We start from the raw sequence: 14957 nt of genomic DNA, 5'->3' as shown, positions 1-14957 counted from the left end.
CTCCCCTACGCCCCCAGTGCCCGCGCCACCGTGTAGATGACCAGGCCCGCCAGGGAGCCGACGACCGTGCCGTTGATGCGGATGAACTGGAGGTCGCGGCCGATGTTCGCCTCGATCTTCCTCGTCGTGTGCTCGGGGTCCCAGCTCGCCACGGTGTCCGTGATCAGGGAGGTGATCTCCTTGCGGTAGGTGGTCACGACGTACACCGCGGCGCTCTCCAGCCAGCCGTCGACCTTGCCCTGCATCCTGGGGTCGGCCGCCATGCGCGCGCCCAGCGACAGCAGTGAGGCGCGTACCCGCAGCCGCAGCTCGCTGCGCTCGTCCTCCGCCGCGGAGACGATCATGGATCGTACGGCGGTCCAGGCGGAGGCGATCAGGTCCTGGACCTCGTCGCGGCCGAGGACCTCGCCCTTGAGGCGCTCGACCCGGGCGCGGGTGTCGGTGTCGGACTGGAGGTCGGAGGCGAAGTCGGCGAGGAAGCGGTCGAGGGCGCCGCGCGCGGGGTGGGTGGGCATGTCGCGCATCTCGGTGATGAAGCGCAGCAGCTCCTTGTAGACGCGTTCGCCGACCTTGCGGTCCACGAACCTCGGGGTCCAGCCGGGGGCCCCGCCGTGCACGGCGTTCATCACGTAGTCGCCGTGCAGTACGAGCCAGTCGTGGGCGCGGGTGACGACGACGTCGACGGCCTTCTTGTGGCCGCCGTCGGCGACGACCTTCTCCAGCATCTTGCCCATGCCGGGCGCGATCTCCTGGGCGTTCGCGCGGCGCGTGACGGCCTCGCCGACCACCGCCTGGACGTCGGAGTCGCGCAGCACGGTCAGCGTGCCGCGCAGGGCGGCCGACAGCTCGGCGGTGACCCGGTCGGCGTGTTCGGGCACCGCGAGCCAGGTACCGAGCCGGCTGCCGATGCCGACGGCGCGCAGCCGCCCGCGGACGACGTCCTCGGAGAGGAAGTTCTCGCCGACGAAGTCGCCCAGGGAGACACCGAGCTGGTCCTTCTTGTTGGGGATGATCGCGGTGTGCGGGATGCGCAGGCCGAGGGGGTAGCGGAAGAGGGCGGTCACGGCGAACCAGTCGGCGAGCGCGCCGACCATGCCCGCCTCGGCCGCGGCGGCGACATAGCCCGCCCAGGCGCCGGCGCCCCGGTGGGAGGCCCATTCGGCGAGGACGTACACCACGGCGACGAACAGCAGCAGTCCGGTCGCGGTGAGCTTCATCCGGCGCACACCGCGCTGCTTCTCCTCGTCCGCCGCGCTGAACGTCGTCATCGTGCGGTTCGTGACGCCGCCGGAACCGGAACCGGCTCCGGCATCCGTGGTGTCCGCCGCCCTCGTCCGCTCGGTCCGCTTCATCCGCTCCACTCGCTCCACCCGCTCCGGCCCACCGCACCTGTTCGGCGATCCCTCACACATTGTCCCTTCCTGTCCGACTCCCGGAACGGAACAGGAGTTCCCGGCGTCTGTTCCAGGGGGATCCGACAGAAGCCCTGCCGGGCGACTCCCCCTCGGCCATGACGCATCATGGTCATCCGAACGGAGCCTCGGGCTCCCACCGTCCGAGGAGAACAGAACAGCATGACCCGGCGACGTGACGGGGGCGCGGGGGCGCCGCCCGCGAAGTACCGCGCCCTGCTCGCCGCCATGGTCGCCGCGATCGTGGCCGTTTCCGCCGCCATATACGTCACGGCGGCCTCCGACGACGGTACGCGACACCGCGGCACCCTCGCCGAGGGCCGCGACGCCCCGCGGAACCCGGCCGCACCCGCCTCCACCGGCACCTGGGTCGGCTCCTGGGCCGCCTCCCCCGTCGGAGGCGAACCCGGCACCGAGACGACCGGCCTCGCGGGCCGCTCGGTGCGCAACGTCGTGCACACCAGCGTCGGCGGCACCGGCGCCCGGATCACCCTGTCCAACCTCTACGGGCAGTCCCCGCTGACCGTCACCCACGCCACGATCGCCGTCTCCGCCGGCCGGGGCACCCCGGCGGCGCTCGCCGGCACGATGCGGCGGCTCACCTTCGGCGGCGGCCCCGCCGTCGTCATCCCGGCCGGCGGCCGGGTGCTGAGCGACGCCGTGCGCGTCGCCGTCCCGCACGACGGGGACGTCCTGGTCACGACGTACTCCCCCAGCGTCTCCGGACCGGTCACGTACCACCCGCACGCCCGCCAGATCTCCTACGCCGCCCGCGGCGAGCACACCCGCGACACGACCGGCGTCGCGTACACCGAGGAGAGCGCCTCCTGGCGCTACCTGACCGCGCTGGACGTGCTGAGCAAGGAGGCCGACGGCACCGTCGTCGTCCTCGGTGACTCGCTCACCGACGGGATCACCTCCACCACCGGCGGCAACAACCGCTGGCCGGACGTCCTGTCCGACCGGCTGCGCGCCGCGGCCGAGGCCGGGCGGAACGTGCCGCGCCACGGCGTCGTCAACGAGGGCATCAGCGGCAACCGCGTCCTCGCCGACGGCCTCGGCCGCCCCCCGGAGAACCCCAGCGGCCTGAACCGTTTCGACCGCGACGTCCTCGACCGTACGAACGTCAGGGTCGTCGTCATCGTCCTCGGCGTCAACGACATCCTGCGCGACCGGGACCTCGCCGACCCGGACGCGGTCGTCGGCGGCCTGAACACCCTGGTCGAGCGGGCGCACGCCCGCGGGCTGAAGGTCGTCGGCGCGACCCTGATGCCGTTCGGCGGCCACCGCGGCCACACCGGCCCGCGCGAGGCGGTACGGCAGCAGATCAACGCGGAGATCCGCGCGGGGCGCGTCTTCGACGCCGTCGTCGACTTCGACCGGGCCCTGCGCGACCCGTACGACCCGCGCCGGCTGCGCTTCGACTACGACTCGGGCGACCACCTCCACCCGAGCGACCGGGGGTACACGCGGATGGCGGAGGTCTTCGACCTGGACGACCTGAAGGGCGGGGCACCGGCCCGGCTGTAGGGAGCGGGCGGGCGACCGCCCGACGCGGGCGGTCCGGTCCGGTTCGGTTCAGTCCGGTTCAGTCCGGTCCGGTCTGGTCCGGTCCGGTCAGCGGTCGCCGTCGCGGCGGGGCTCGCGCTGCTCCTCGCCGTGGCGGCCGTGCAGGGAGTCGAAGGAGCCGTAGCCGTGCCCGGCCCCGTGCCCGCCGTGGCCCAGGGAGGCCTGGCCGGACGAGGAGGCGCCGAGCTCGCCGCCGTGTTCCTTGCGGTCCCTGCGTTCCAGCTTCTCGCGACGGCGTTCCTCGCGCAGCCGCTGCTTCTCCGCCCGGGCCATCTTGCGCTGGACACCGACACCGCCCCAGAAGGCGAACCCCGTGACGACCACCCGCGGGGCGCCCGGGTCACCCGGCTCGCCCTCCTCGCTGTGGTCGAAGCCGCCCATGAGGCCGAAACCGCGGACGACGACCTCGACACCCGGCGGGACGATGACGTCCACCCCGCCCATGATCGCAATCGCGTTGATCACGACCTCGCGGTCCGCGAAGTTCGCCTCCCGCAGGTCGATCTGCCCGCCGCCCATGAAGGTGAAGCAGTTGAACCGTCGCGGCGCCGTCCAGCGGCCCTTGCGCTGGAACCCCGACATCACGGCGACGGCCCAGGTCGACGTCCCCTCACTGCCCGGGACCACCCGGTCCGCCCAAGTGTCGCCCCGCTCCGGGGGCTTGGTCAGGGACACGGCGGGGGCCGTCACGCCCGGGGCGGGCAGATCGCGGGTGATCGGCTCAAGTTCCCGGTAGGTCCGCGCCTTGTACGTCGCGTCCAGCCGCTCCTCGAACTCCTCCATGTCGAGGCGCCCCTCCGCGACCGCGTCCCGCAGGACGGCGGCGACCCGCTCTCGGTCGGCATCGGAGGCGCGGAGGTCCGGGACTGCGTCGTCGGTCATGGACAGCAGCCTACGAGGTCCCCCGATCGAGGGCTACGAGCGGCAGGGTCTACGGGACCGCCCGCCCCGCCGCGTCCGCTTGCTCCGCCGCACCCGCCTGCTCTGCCTGCTCCACCCCGTCCACCCCGTCCGCCTGGTCCGCCTGGTCTGCCCGCTCCGCGTACATCTTCGCGATCACCGCCTCGATGTCCGGCTCCCGCACCGACAGGTCGACCAGCGGGTACTGCGCCGCGATCCGCGCCACCAGCGGAGCCGCCGACTCCGTCGCCGGGAACGCCAGCCACTGCCTCGGCCCCTCCACCCGCACCACCCGCGCGGGCGCCGGCGCGTCGATCGGCGGCATCTCCCGCTCCAGGTCCACCACCAGGGTCCGCTCGCTCTCCCCCGCCCGGTGCAGCCCGGCGAGCGGGCCGTCGTACATCAGCCGGCCGTGGTCGATGACCATCACCCGCGAGCACAACTGCTCGATGTCCTGCAGGTCGTGCGTGGTCAGCAGCACCGTCGTGGCCCGCTCGGCGTTCAACTCCCGCAGGAACTCCCGCACCCTGGTCTTGGAGACGACGTCCAGACTGATGGTCGGCTCGTCCAGGTACAGCACCTCCGGGTCGTGCAGCAGCGCCGCCGCGATGTCGCCGCGCATCCGCTGCCCCAGGGACAGTTGACGCACCGGGGTGTCCAACAGGGCACGCAGATCCAGCAGTTCGACCAGCCGCTCCAGGTTCGCGCGGTACCGCGCGTCGGGAATCCGGTACATGCGGTGCATCAACCGGTACGAGTCGATCAGCGGCAGGTCCCACCACAGCGTCGTCCGCTGCCCGAACACCACCCCGATCCGGTGCGCCAGCCGCATCCGCTCCCGGGTGGGATCGATACCGGCCACCCGCAGCCGTCCGCCGCTCGGGGTGAGGATCCCCGTCAGCATCTTGACGGTGGTCGACTTGCCCGCGCCGTTCGGCCCGATGTAGCCGACCATCTCGCCGCGGGCCACGGCGAACGAGAGCGAGTCCACGGCCCGCACCCGCCGCCGCTCCCGCTTCAGGAAGCCGGTCCTCTTCCGCACGTCGAAGACCTTCTCGACCCGGTCGAGAAGGATGAACCCACCGTCGCCGTCACCGTCCACCGGCTAACTCCCTGTACTCCGATACGAACGAAGCCCCGCCCGCCACGCCACCCCCGCCAGCGCGCAGCACACCGCCGCCACCACCGGCGACCCGAACACCGCCCACTCCGGCAGCCCGAGCGGATACGGCCGGCCCAGCACATAGGACGCGGGCACCCAGTTGACGAAGGCGAGCGGCAGCACGAAGGTCACCCCCCGCACCAGTTCCTGCGCGAACACCGTCGGCGGATACTGCAGCAGCGTCTGCCCGCCGTAGGTGAACGCGTTCTGCACCTCGGACGCGTCCTGCGCCACGAACTGGAACGCCGCGCCCGCCACGAACACCGCGCAGAAGATCGCCGCCCCGCTCACCACCGTCACCGGCATCAGCAGCAGCTTCAGCGGCGTCCAGTCGACGTCCAGCGAGACCACGGCCCAGCACAGGACGATCAGCCCCTGCAGCAGACGGGCGACCCGGCGCAGGGCGAAACGGTCCGCGGCCACCTGGGCGAGCACCGGCACCGGCCGCACCAGCAGCGTGTCGAGCGTGCCGTCCCGCACCCGGCGCCCCAGCCGGTCCATCGAACCCAGCGCCAGGTCCGCGGCCCCGAAGGACAGCATGGACAGGCCGTACAGGAACGCCACCTCGGCCAGCACGTAACCGGCCAGCACGTCGACGTGCGAGAACATCAGCGCGATCCCGACGAAGTCCAGCCCGGTCACCACCAGGCTCCCCACGGTCGTCAGGACGAACGACGTCCGGTACGCCATGGTCGACCGGATCCACATCCCCGCGATCAGCCCGTACGCGCGCACCCCCAGCGCCGACCCGCCACCGTCAGCCACCCTGGACCACCACCCGCCGCGTCGCCGCCGACTGCACCAGCCGCCCCGCCGCCAGCAGCGCCACCGCCCACGCGCCCTGGAGCGCGAACACCGGCAACGCGCCCGTCTCGCCCATCAGGACGTCGGCCGGCCCCTGGAGGAGCGCCGCCCACGGCAGCACCCGTACGACCTCCCCGAACAGCCCGGGGAAGACGTTCAGCGGCAGCACCATGCCCGAGCAGAGCAGCCCCAGGATCATCAGCATCTGCATCACCCCCGTGCCGTCCAGCAGCCAGAACGTGCTCAGCGCCACCAGATACCGGATCGCGAAACTGACCACCATCGCGAGCAGCACCGTCAGCAGGAACGCGAACCAGGTCAGCGGATCGCCGGGCAGCGCCACCGGGAAGACCAGCACCCCGAACAGGAAGGGGACCACCCCCCGCCCCAGCAACTGGAACCCCGACCGGCCCAGATCGTGCGCCAGCCACCACCACTGCAGGTCGGCCGGCCGGTACAGGTCGATCGCGATCTCACCCGTACGGATCCGTTCCATCAGTTCGATCTCGAACCCGCCGCCCTGAACGGCCAGCGTCGCGTACAGCGCCTGCCCCAGCCACACGTACGTGACCGCCTGCGCCGGCCCGTACCCCCCGAGGTCCGGCCGCTCGTTCCACAACGCCAGATAGGTGTACACCAGGATCAGTCCGAAAACGGTGTTGGTGAACACCCCGGCCACCGTCGCCGCCCGGTACGTCGCGTACCGCCGAAAGCCCCCGGCCACCACGGCCAGATACAACCGGACCGAGCCCCCACCTGCACGTAAGCCGGTACTCGCGGCCTCACCCACCACCGTCTCCCGACCTCTTCGCGTCCGGCGCCGAAGCGCAGGATCGTACTGCCCGCGCCTGACGCCCTGCCAGGTGTTTTCCGGCGACCTCGCGGGCGACGGCCCCCGCACCGCAACCGGCCGCCCGCGGCCGTACCCCGCACCTCGAGGGCCATACGTGTGAGAAGCCGCATGCGCGGCCCGGACGCGCCGTCGGCAGGGAACTGAGCGCCGGATGCGACAGTCCTCTATAAGAGGAACGAAGAGCAACACACGACGCGAACGTGAACCCATCACGCATACCGCGACGAACACGGCGAAACAGGAGGCCGTACTCGACATGAGCGACGAGCCGCAGCCACAGCAGCACGGCCAGGGCTGGGCACCACGGGAGCCGCGGACCACCGGTACCCCGCAGCGCGGAACCGGAACCGGAACCGGGAGCGGAAGCGGGAGCCGGACCGGAGCCGGGGGCAAGCGGACGCGCACCGGATGGCGCCGTTACGTCCCCACCTGGCGGATGGTGCTCGGCGGCTTCCTCGTCGCCGCCCTCCTTCTCGTCGGCGCGTTCTTCCTCGGCTACAGCCTGGTGCACATCCCGTCCGCCAACGCCCTCGCCACCCAGCAGGCCAACGTCTACCTGTACGCCGATGGATCCGTCCTCGCCCGCGACGGCGAGGTCAACCGGGAGAGCGTCCGCCTCGACCGGATCTCCGAAGAAGCCCAGCACGCCGTCCTCGCCGCCGAGGACCGCGACTTCTACACCGAGTCCGCCGTCGACCCCCAGGCGATGATCCGCGCCGCCTGGAACACCGCCACCGGCAAGGGCAAACAGTCCGGCTCGACCATCACCCAGCAGTACGTGAAGAACTACTACCTGCGCCAGGAGCAGACCGTCACCCGCAAGGTGAAGGAGTTCTTCATCGCCATCAAGCTGGAACGCGAACAGAGCAAGGACGAGATCCTCGAGGGCTACCTCAACACCAGTTACTTCGGGCGCAACGCCTACGGCATCCAGGCCGCCGCCCAGGCCTACTACGGCATCGACGCACAGGACCTCGACGCCCCCCGCGCCGCCTACCTCGCCGCCCTCGTCAACGCCCCCAGCCAGTACGACGTCATCGCCCACCCGGAGAACCGGCCCGCCGTCGAGTCCCGCTGGAACTACGTCCTGGACGGCATGGTCCAGCAGGGCTGGCTGAGCGAGGCGGAGCGCCCCGGCCTGAAGTTCCCCGAGCCGAAGGAGACCACCACCTCCACCGGCATGTCCGGCCAGCACGGCTACATCGTGCGCACCGTGAAGGACCACCTGGTCCGGAACAAGATCCTCGACGAGGAGGAACTCGACGTCGGCGGCCACCGCATCACCACCACCCTGCACAAGGACAAGCAGGACGCCTTCGTCGACGCCGTCAACGACAACCTGATCGACCGGCTCGACCCGGAGAACCGAAAAGTCGACACCTACGTCCGCGCGGGCGGCGCCGCCATCGACCCCCGCTCCGGCAAGGTCGTGGCGATGTACAACGGCATCGACTACGTCAAGCAGTACACCCCCAACGCCACCCGCAGGGACTACCAGGTCGGCTCCGCCTTCAAACCGTTCGTGTTCGCCTCCGCCGTCGAGAACAGGGCCACCACCCAGAGCGGACAGCCCATCACCCCGAACACCGTCTACGACGGCACCAACGAACGCACCGTCCAGGGCTGGCCCGGCGAACGCTACGCCCCGGCCAACGAGGACGACCGCTCCTACGGCCACATCACCGTCCGCGAGGCCACCGACAAGTCCGTCAACGCCGTCTACGCCCAGATGGCGGTCGACGTCGGCTCCGACAGGGTCCAGCAGACCGCCATCGACCTCGGCATCCCCGCCACCACCCCCGAACTGACCCCCTCCCCCTCCATCGCCCTCGGAGTGGCCACCGCCAGCGCCCTGGACATGGCCGTGGCGTACGCGACCCTCGCCAACCACGGCGAACACGGCGCCTACACGCTGATCGAGAAGATCACCAAGGACGGGAACAAGACGGTGCCGCTGCCCGAGCGGAAGACCCGCCAGGCCGTGAGCCGCGAAGCCGCCGACACCACCACCGCCGTCCTGCGCGGCGTCGTCCAGAACGGCACCGCCTCCGCCGCCCAGGGCGCAGGCCGCCCCGCCGCCGGCAAGACCGGCACCGCCGAGGAGGACAGGGCCGCCTGGTTCGCCGGCTACACACCCGAACTGGTCACCGTCGTCTCCGTCATGGGCCAGGACCCCGTCACCGCCGCACAGAAGGAGCTGTACGGGGCCCTGGGCCTGCCCCGCATCAACGGCGGCGGCCCTCCCGCCGAGATCTGGGCCCAGTTCACCCGGGAGGCGCTGAAGGGCGAACCCGTCAGCGACTTCGACCTCCGGCTCCAGCGCGGCGCCGAGCACACCGCACCGCCCACCGCGAGCGCCGCCCCCTCCTCGGGCGACCCGGACGACGGCACGTCCGACACGCCCGGCACGGACGAGAACGTCGACCGGAACCGGGAGCAGGACGAGAACGGCGAGGACGGCACCGAGGGCGGACCCCGGGGCCGGACCGACGAGGGCACCACCGGCGACATCCCCACCGGCGGCGGCACCTCGGACAGCACCCCCGCAGGCGCCACCGACGGCGGCACCGACGGAGCCAACGGCACGGACGGGCCGGACGGACCGGACGGACCGGCCGGAACGGGCACCGGCAGAGGCGACCAGGACAACCCGGACGACCCGGGCAACCGGGGTGGCCTCACCGGCCACCTCCAGCAGAGCCCCCGCAGACCCTGAGCGACCGGGAGGGAGCAGGCGACCGGGCTCCGCGCCCCGAGGCCACCTTCAGCCCCACCACCGCGACCACGACCACCACTGGGCGAGACGAGGAAGAAAAGGGCTGGTGACGACGGTCACCAGCCCTTCCTCGTCCCAGATCTACAGGTACAAGCCCGTCGAATCCTCCGAACCCTCGAACCGGTCCGCGGCCACGGCGTGCAGATCACGCTCCCGCATCAGCACATAGGCGGTGCCCCGCACCTCGACCTCCGCGCGGTCCTCCGGATCGAACAGCACCCGGTCACCCGGCTCCACCGTCCGCACGTTCTGCCCCACCGCGACGACCTCGGCCCACGCCAGCCGGCGGCCGACCGCCGCCGTCGCGGGAATCAGGATGCCGCCCCCGGAACGCCGCTCACCCTCGCTCGCGTCCTGCCGCACGAGTACGCGGTCGTGCAGCATCCGGATGGGCAGCTTGTCGTGCCGGGGGTCGTGCTCGTTTCTCTTGGCGCTCACACCTGAAACCTACCTGCCCTCACCACGGACGCACGCCCGCGGGTCGCGGACCGGGTCAGCGCCTGCGCCGACGCGTCCCCAGGGTCAGCAGCCCCACGACGCCCACCACCAGCAGCGCCACCGGCACCACCCGCTCCAGCCGCGGCGCCCCGTCCGCGTCCACGAACTGCGCCTTCACGTCGCTCACCGCACGATTGACCCCGACGTACGCCCTGCCGAGCGTGTGGTCGATGTTGGAGGCGACCCTGGCCTTCGCGTCCCCGACGATCGTCTTCGGGTGCACCCGCACACCGATCTCGTCGAGGGTCTCGGCCAGCACCGCGCGACGGCGGCTGATGTCCGCCTCGATCTGCGCCGGGGTTCTGGTGTCCGCCGTGTCCGCCACCGTGTCGCCTCCGAAATCCGCTGAAACCCGTACCTGTGCCGGACAGTCTGTCAGCTTCACGCCGCGCCGCACCGTCAGGGCACCCGGATACCCTCGAACCCGGTACCTGATCCACCCAGCGCGCACGTAAGAGGAGACCAGACCGATGAGCGAACGCCTCCAGCCCGGGGACGACGCCCCCGCCTTCACCCTGCCCGACGCCGACGGCAACGAGGTGTCCCTGGCCGACCACAAGGGCCGCAAGGTCATCGTCTACTTCTACCCGGCCGCGCTCACCCCCGGCTGCACCAAGCAGGCCTGCGACTTCACCGACAACCTGGAACTGCTGGCCGGCGCGGGCTACGACGTCATCGGCGTCTCGCCCGACAAGCCGGAGAAGCTCGCCAAGTTCCGCGAGAAGGAGTCCCTGAAGGTCACCCTCCTCGCCGACCCCGACAAGCAGGTCCTGGAGGCGTACGGCGCCTACGGCGAGAAGAAGCTCTACGGCAAGACGGTCGTCGGCGTCATCCGCTCCACGATCGTCGTCGACGAGGACGGCAAGGTCGAACGCGCCCTCTACAACGTCAAGGCCACGGGCCACGTCGCCAAGATCATCAAGGACCTGGCGATCTGACCCTGAGAACCCCGACGACGGCTCGTACCGACTCCCGGTACGAGCCGTCGCGCGTTCCACGCGTGACCGTCCGATAAACGGTTCGTTACTCCGTACGAGGCCACGAACGGGTGGCCGGGATCGGAGGGGAACCGATGAGGGCCAGTGCATACACCAAGGAGCGCCTGGAGGAGGCAGCTCGGGGGGCGCGGACGTTGTCGGAGGCGTTGATGCGGCTGGAGGTGGATCCGAGGAGTTCGACGCGGGCGTACATCCGAGGGCGGATGAAGAAACTGGGCGTGGACGTTTCACATTTCGAGCCCGATGGAGTGCGATGGACCAGGGACGTTCTGCAAGCGGCGGTCTCCACGTCGACCAGCATGTACGAGGTGCTGCGCCGCCTCGGGATCGAAGTCGTCGGGGGTCATCACGCGCACATCAGCCGCCGCATCAAGGCGTACGGCATCGACACCTCGCACTTCACGCCAGTGGTCCGCACCGAGCGGCAGAGGTACAACCAGCGCCGCCGGACCGCTGCGGAGATCCTCGTCGAGGACACGTCGGATCACGCCAGGCGCATTCCGAGCAGTCGCCTCAAGAGGGCGATTCGCGAACTCGGCCTGGACGAGCGCTGCGCGCTCTGCGGAATCGAGCCGGTGTGGCTCGGAGAGCCGCTGCCACTCGAGGTCGATCACGTCGACGGCAACTGGCGGAACAACCGGATCGAGAACCTTCGGCTGCTCTGTCCCAACTGCCATTCGACGACTGACACTTACCGCGGTCGAGGCAAGAGGCATGACTCGTGACCAGCAGCATGCGGTACACCTCCGGACGGCTGGCCGAGGCAGCCGAGAGGTGCACCGACATCGATGAGGTCATCGCTTTCCTGGGTGCCCGGCCATACGGGAACCTCCGCCGGTACCTGTCGAGACGGTTCGTTCACTTCGGCATCGACATCTCGCACTTTCGCCCCTGCGGCAGGCGCTCTCGCCCCACGGAGGACGAGCTACGAGCGGCAGTCACCGAGTCGATCTCCCTAGCAGGGGTGCTGCGTCGCCTGAACCGCCCTGACAACGGCGCACAACGCGCGCAGTTGCGTATGTGGATCGCCGAGCACCGCATCTCGACGTCGCATTTCCTTGGGCAGGCCCACCACCGAGGAAAACTCGGTACGAACGCCAAGAACCCTGAAGAGGTGCTGGTGAAGCACGGCAGTACCACTCGGAGAGCGACCAAGCGCCTGCGCCGGGCGCTTATCAGTGTCGGAGTGGCCGAGGAATGCGCCCGCTGCGGAGTCGGTCCCGAATGGCTGGGCAGACCCATGACCCTGGAGGTCGATCACATCAACGGGGACTGGCGGGACGACCGGCGGGAGAACTTGCGGTTGCTGTGTCCCAACTGCCACGCGATCACCAGCACGTGGTGCAGGGGAGGCACAAGGCAACGCACGACTCCCGGTACCATGACAGGCGCCAGCGGCGGTGGCGCAACGGCGACGCAGCAGACTTAGGATCTGTGGCCCTTGATCGGGCTTGAGGGTTCGAATCCCTTCCGCCGCACACTAACGGCCTGCGAATCGAAGGATGATGCGCAGGCCGTCGCCATGCGGGCTCAGCCCAACAGCTCACGCACCGCCGGTACCAGGGCTCGGAAGGCCTTGCCGCGGTGGCTGATGGCGTTTTTTTCGGCGGCGGAGAGCTCCGCGCAGGTGCGGGTTTCGTCGTCGGGCTGGAGGATCGGGTCGTAGCCGAAGCCGCCGGTGCCGGCGGGGGTGTGGCGCAGGGTGCCCCTCAGTCGGCCTTCGACCACCCTCTCCGTGCCGTCCGGGAGGGCGAGGGCGGCGGCGCAGGCGAAGTGGGCGCCGCGGTGGTCGTCGGGGATGTCGGAGAGCTGGGCGAGGAGCAGGTCGAGGTTGGCCTGGTCGTCGCCGTGCCGGCCGGCCCAGCGGGCGGAGAAGATGCCGGGGGCGCCGCCCAGGACGTCGACGCAGAGGCCGGAGTCGTCGGCGACGGCGGGGTGGCCGGTGGCCTGGGCGAGGGCGTGGGCCTTGAGGAGGGCGTTGTCGGCGAAGGTGGTGCCGGTTTCCTTGACGTCGGGGACGTCGGGGTAGGCGTCGGCGCCGACGAGTTCGTGGGGCAGTCCGGCGTCGGCGAGGATCGACCGGAGCTCGGTGATCTTTCCGGTGTTGCGGGTGGCGAGGATCAGGCGGGTCATGGGGCCCAGTATTCCGGGCCCTGTGCCGTCGGCCGCTCGCCCCCTCGCGCTACGGGGTGCAGACCTTCGTCAGTTCGCCGGCGGCGTCGGTGACGGGGCTGATGTCGGGGGTCTTGTCGCCGTTCTCGATGGAGGTGCGGACGTTGACGGTGGCCTGTTCGAGGTCGTCGACGGCCTTGCCGACGTCGGCGTTGTCGGTCTTGTCGCTTATCTCGCCGAGGTTGCGCTCGATGGAGTCGAGGGACTCCTCGAGTCGGGTGACGTCGTCGGAGGCGTTCTCGACGGCCTGTTGGAGTTCGGTGACGCTGTCGGCGATGGCGTCGGCGGTCCGGACGCAGTCGAGTGCCTTGTCGACGGCGCTGCAGCCGGTGGTGAGTCCGGCGGTCAGTGCGACGGCCGCCAGGGTGGCGGCGACGGCTGTGGTGCGGCGTCGGCGGCTCGCGGCCATGGAACGGTTCCTCCTTGTCGGGCCGGGCGGCCCGTGCGTCCGGTCGGGCGTCCGGGTTCGTCCGTGCGTCCGTATTCCTTCAGACGCGGGGGTGGCCGGCGTGGTTGCCCGCGTCGGCCACGTCCCTTGGTGTGTCTTTTACCTTTCGAGGACGCTGTCGAGTGCGGCCTGCTGTGCGGCGGTCAGGTCCGCGCAGCCGGTGACGGCGAGGTCGAGGAGGCTGTTGAGTTCGGTGCGGTCGAAGGGGGCTGCCTCGGCGGTGCCCTGGACCTCGACGAAGCGGCCGTCGCCGGTGCAGATGACGTTCATGTCGGTGTCGGCGCGTACGTCTTCCTCGTAGCAGAGGTCGAGGAGCGGGACGCCGTCGACGATGCCGACGGAGACGGCGCTGACGGTGCCGGTGAGGGGCTGGCGGCTGGCGCGGATGAGCTTGTTGTTCCTGGACCAGTTGATGGCGTCGGCGAGGGCGACGTAGGCGCCGGTGATGGCGGCCGTGCGGGTGCCGCCGTCGGCCTGGAGGACGTCGCAGTCCAGGACGATGGTGTTCTCGCCGAGTTGCTTGTAGTCGATGACGGCGCGCAGGGAGCGGCCGATGAGGCGGCTGATCTCGTGGGTGCGGCCGCCGATGCGGCCGCGGACGGATTCGCGGTCGCCGCGGGTGTTGGTGGCGCGGGGGAGCATCGAGTACTCGGCGGTGACCCAGCCCTCGCCGCTGCCCTTGCGCCAGCGGGGGACGCCTTCGGTGACGGAGGCGGTGCAGAGGACCTTGGTGTCGCCGAAGGAGACGAGGACGGAGCCTTCGGCGTGCTTGCTCCAGCCGCGTTCGATGGTGACCGGGCGGAGTTGATCGGGGGTGCGGCCGTCGATTCGAGACATGGCGTCGAGCCTAGTCCCCCACGGGAAGGGCCCCTTCCGGGGTGGCGGGCTCGCCGCTGTCCGGAAGGGGCCCTGGGGGGCCGGGGGTTGCCCGGTTGCCGGGTTCGCCCGGTTCGCCCGGTGTCACATCATGTCTTCGATCTCGGCCGCGATGGGGTCGGCGTCGGTGCCGATGACGACCTGGATGGCGCTGCCCATCTTGACGACGCCGTGGGCTCCGGCGGACTTCAGTGCGGCGTCGTCGACCTTGGCGGGGTCGATGACTTCGGTGCGGAGGCGGGTGATGCAGCCTTCGATCTCCTCGATGTTCTCGATGCCGCCGAGCCCGGCAACGATCTTCTCAGCCTTGGTGGCCATGTTCGCTCTCCCTGATCCGAACCGCTTTGTCGCAGTAACCCACAGTTGGCCCATCCTTGCGAGGGGTCGTGCCGTCGGTGCCGAAGGAGGGCGCCACGACGGCGGAACCGCTCCCGGCTGGTCTACACCACCGGGAGGGCCCTCGCCAAACCCCGCCGCGGACGACTGCCG

General features: G+C 70.7%; 16 protein-coding genes and 1 tRNA gene. 6 read left to right on the top strand and 11 right to left on the bottom strand.

The window, feature by feature from the left end:
* Positions 1–5 precede the first annotated feature (5 nt).
* A complete protein-coding gene (locus ACTWJ9_RS20805) occupies positions 6–1352 on the bottom strand; it encodes a DUF445 domain-containing protein (protein ID WP_443294569.1) in 1347 nt (448 codons plus the stop codon).
* A 222-nt stretch (positions 1353–1574) separates the two neighbouring features.
* Here ACTWJ9_RS20805 and ACTWJ9_RS20800 point away from each other — a divergent pair, with 222 nt between their 5' ends.
* Positions 1575–2942 carry an SGNH/GDSL hydrolase family protein gene (locus ACTWJ9_RS20800; protein WP_279335745.1) on the top strand — a complete coding sequence of 456 codons (1368 nt, stop codon included), beginning with the start codon at positions 1575–1577 and terminating at the stop codon, positions 2940–2942.
* An 87-nt stretch (positions 2943–3029) separates the two neighbouring features.
* Here the strand turns inward: ACTWJ9_RS20800 and ACTWJ9_RS20795 are convergent, their stop codons facing one another.
* From ACTWJ9_RS20795 to ACTWJ9_RS20780, 4 genes are read right to left on the bottom strand one after another with little or no spacing between them, the layout of a single operon-like run.
* On the bottom strand, positions 3030–3863 hold the full coding sequence (locus ACTWJ9_RS20795; RefSeq protein ID WP_443294568.1) for a DUF1707 SHOCT-like domain-containing protein: 834 nt from the start codon (positions 3861–3863) through the stop codon (positions 3030–3032).
* Positions 3864–3912: 49 nt separating this feature from the next.
* Positions 3913–4983 (bottom strand): ABC transporter ATP-binding protein, encoded by a 1071-nt coding sequence (locus ACTWJ9_RS20790; RefSeq protein ID WP_443294567.1) that lies wholly within the window; start codon positions 4981–4983, stop codon positions 3913–3915.
* 3 nt (positions 4984–4986) lie between these two features.
* On the bottom strand, positions 4987–5751 hold the full coding sequence (locus ACTWJ9_RS20785; RefSeq protein WP_279338036.1) for an ABC transporter permease: 765 nt from the start codon (positions 5749–5751) through the stop codon (positions 4987–4989).
* 49 nt (positions 5752–5800) lie between these two features.
* The gene (locus ACTWJ9_RS20780; RefSeq protein ID WP_279335742.1) at positions 5801–6586 is read right to left on the bottom strand and encodes an ABC transporter permease; all 786 of its coding nucleotides are present in this window, start codon (positions 6584–6586) and stop codon (positions 5801–5803) included.
* A gap of 370 nt (positions 6587–6956) precedes the next feature.
* Here ACTWJ9_RS20780 and ACTWJ9_RS20775 point away from each other — a divergent pair, with 370 nt between their 5' ends.
* On the top strand, positions 6957–9416 hold the full coding sequence (locus ACTWJ9_RS20775) for a transglycosylase domain-containing protein (protein WP_443294566.1): 2460 nt from the start codon (positions 6957–6959) through the stop codon (positions 9414–9416).
* A gap of 141 nt (positions 9417–9557) precedes the next feature.
* Here the strand turns inward: ACTWJ9_RS20775 and ACTWJ9_RS20770 are convergent, their stop codons facing one another.
* On the bottom strand, positions 9558–9914 hold the full coding sequence (locus tag ACTWJ9_RS20770) for a GroES family chaperonin (RefSeq protein WP_202277633.1): 357 nt from the start codon (positions 9912–9914) through the stop codon (positions 9558–9560).
* A 55-nt stretch (positions 9915–9969) separates the two neighbouring features.
* The gene (locus ACTWJ9_RS20765; protein ID WP_279335740.1) at positions 9970–10299 is read right to left on the bottom strand and encodes a DUF3618 domain-containing protein; all 330 of its coding nucleotides are present in this window, start codon (positions 10297–10299) and stop codon (positions 9970–9972) included.
* 145 nt (positions 10300–10444) lie between these two features.
* Between ACTWJ9_RS20765 and bcp the strand changes: the two genes are divergently transcribed.
* The 4 genes from bcp to ACTWJ9_RS20745 all read left to right on the top strand — a co-directional run bounded on the left by bcp (position 10445) and on the right by ACTWJ9_RS20745 (position 12450).
* A complete protein-coding gene (bcp, locus tag ACTWJ9_RS20760; protein ID WP_279335739.1) occupies positions 10445–10912 on the top strand; it encodes a thioredoxin-dependent thiol peroxidase in 468 nt (155 codons plus the stop codon).
* Positions 10913–11046: 134 nt separating this feature from the next.
* Positions 11047–11697 (top strand): HNH endonuclease signature motif containing protein, encoded by a 651-nt coding sequence (locus ACTWJ9_RS20755; RefSeq protein ID WP_279335738.1) that lies wholly within the window; start codon positions 11047–11049, stop codon positions 11695–11697.
* Entirely contained in the window at positions 11694–12401 is a 708-nt protein-coding gene (locus tag ACTWJ9_RS20750) for an HNH endonuclease signature motif containing protein (protein ID WP_279335737.1), read from the top strand. Before ACTWJ9_RS20755 ends, ACTWJ9_RS20750 begins: the two co-directional genes overlap by 4 nt.
* Positions 12367–12450, top strand: a tRNA-Leu gene (locus tag ACTWJ9_RS20745). The genes ACTWJ9_RS20750 and ACTWJ9_RS20745 overlap by 35 nt, the downstream gene beginning before the upstream one ends.
* 52 nt (positions 12451–12502) lie before the next feature.
* Here the strand turns inward: ACTWJ9_RS20745 and rdgB are convergent.
* The 4 genes from rdgB to ACTWJ9_RS20725 form a co-directional block, all read right to left on the bottom strand.
* Positions 12503–13105 (bottom strand): RdgB/HAM1 family non-canonical purine NTP pyrophosphatase, encoded by a 603-nt coding sequence (rdgB, locus tag ACTWJ9_RS20740; RefSeq protein WP_279335736.1) that lies wholly within the window; start codon positions 13103–13105, stop codon positions 12503–12505.
* A gap of 49 nt (positions 13106–13154) precedes the next feature.
* Positions 13155–13553 carry a hypothetical protein gene (locus ACTWJ9_RS20735; protein WP_279335734.1) on the bottom strand — a complete coding sequence of 133 codons (399 nt, stop codon included), beginning with the start codon at positions 13551–13553 and terminating at the stop codon, positions 13155–13157.
* Positions 13554–13691: 138 nt separating this feature from the next.
* Positions 13692–14429 carry a ribonuclease PH gene (gene rph, locus ACTWJ9_RS20730; protein ID WP_279335733.1) on the bottom strand — a complete coding sequence of 246 codons (738 nt, stop codon included), beginning with the start codon at positions 14427–14429 and terminating at the stop codon, positions 13692–13694.
* A 123-nt stretch (positions 14430–14552) separates the two neighbouring features.
* Positions 14553–14786, bottom strand: coding sequence for a PTS glucose/sucrose transporter subunit IIB (locus ACTWJ9_RS20725; RefSeq protein WP_279335732.1), 234 nt, complete (start codon positions 14784–14786; stop codon positions 14553–14555).
* Positions 14787–14957 lie beyond the last annotated feature (171 nt).

The sequence above is a fragment of the Streptomyces sp. GDS52 genome (genome assembly GCF_052246875.1).
GTDB lineage: Bacteria > Actinomycetota > Actinomycetes > Streptomycetales > Streptomycetaceae > Streptomyces > Streptomyces cathayae.
Note: the sequence above shows the minus strand (reverse complement) of the source record. Positions and strands in the feature narration are given on the sequence as shown.